The organism is Commensalibacter sp. Nvir (genome assembly GCF_963921845.1).
GTDB lineage: Bacteria > Pseudomonadota > Alphaproteobacteria > Acetobacterales > Acetobacteraceae > Commensalibacter.
The window spans coordinates 1-1,528 of the sequence record NZ_CAWUGZ010000105.1 but is presented as its reverse complement, the minus strand read 5'-3'; the positions used below and the strand labels follow the sequence as shown (position 1 = coordinate 1,528).

Below are 1,528 nucleotides of genomic sequence, written 5' to 3'. Positions count from 1 at the left end.
CCAGATTTTTAACTATATTTTCAAATATGTGTGTTTTATGAAGTACTTTTCCTTTAACCTCAAAACTTTGGTATTAATTAATAAGGTTTCCTTTATGAGAACTCAATCCTTTTTAGAGAGCACCTATAGCGGTGAGCACTTTGGAATGTTAATGTATTCCTTTGCCATTTGCTAATGTGGCTCTGTTCCGATTTAAATACTAAAAGCTTCCCTCACGCGGAGTCTTCATTATCATTGTCCCCCTTTTTACCATACTACTACGTAATAATAATTGTTATTATTATTATTTTCTCTTTATTTTTCACATATACAATGGTGTTTAAATTATGTAATAGTTGGGGACCTATTAGGTCAGCCAAAAATTACATTTGTATATTTTCTTAATTATTTTATATTTGTGAACTTCCTGACAATATTTGCTGTTCCCAACAACACCGCTTGTTGCATTCTTTCGATCGTCTGAGATGGTAGTTCTAGTAGTCGCAGAGAAGATACAGTTTCTTCCGGTATCAGTCCGTTGCACGAGATTACAATTGGCAGAATTCGGGTTTCCTTCAAATGATATAATTGTTTGATCTCTTCAGCCAATTCTACGTACTTTCTCTTTTTTTCCGCTACTACCTTGTGCAGGTTATCATCAGAAGGAACTCCAATCTCTATGATAAACGCAGATTGCTTACTTTTATCTATTATAAGAATGTCTGGTCTATTGTGGGGGATGGTGTGATCCGTCAGGATCGGTTGATCCCAGAACACCTTGACATTGCGCATGGAGATAATTGGTTCTGGATGGTATTTATAATGCGGACAATACTTATCGACGAGTTCCATTTTCTGAGCCATAGCTTGATGCACTACCTTAGCTGCATTGTTGTGTCTCTGCAAGTATTCCTTACCCGCAAGTATTGTGCATCCCGATGTTACATGTTGAATTGATTCAACTGCCTTTTTGCATAAGCGACATAAGTCATCGATGCCCTCTCCACATATATGTTTTCTGTATGCTTTTGTGGCTATTACCTGTTCTTGAATAGCAAACAAGAATCCTTCTGTTTCCGGAAAGATACTTCCACTCTTCAGCCATGTCAATGACGCCTCAGCGTCCACTCCTACATCCATTAATGAGTGATAAAATCGTCCGTGTAAAGGTTTATTTTTCCATATTTCTGATCGAGTGCCATCATCTGCTTCACTAATCGGGATTCCAGGGCTTCGTAAATTCAAAGCTGTATAATTTATATCTAATGATGCGATAGTTGAAAGGATATTGGAAGTATGGTTTATAATGTAGTTGCGAAGATTATTTTCTTCCTTTCGGTATAGATTCAAGAGGCTGATTAGACCACGCCCTCCCATCTTCATTATTATTATTATTATTACTGCAGAGAATATTTCAATGATCCGTTGATCGCTCTCAAATCATGTTTTTAGCTCAATTGAATTCATAGCAGATGACAACGCTATGAAGTACAGAGGAGGGATCAGTTATGCTAGACAGATTGGACTAATAAAGTCGCTGATATAAGAC

General features: G+C 37.0%; 1 protein-coding gene. It reads right to left on the bottom strand.

Annotated elements, in window-relative coordinates:
* Positions 1 to 384 precede the first annotated feature (384 nt).
* Positions 385 to 1,356, bottom strand: coding sequence for a hypothetical protein (locus tag AABE15_RS06635; protein WP_338330501.1), 972 nt, complete (start codon positions 1,354 to 1,356; stop codon positions 385 to 387).
* Positions 1,357 to 1,528 lie beyond the last annotated feature (172 nt).

Excerpts from the sequence above, each read along its gene's own strand:
- AABE15_RS06635 (WP_338330501.1), bottom strand. The coding sequence starts at position 1,356 with ATGGGAGGGCGTGGTCTAATCAGCCTCTTGAATCTATACCGAAAGGAA.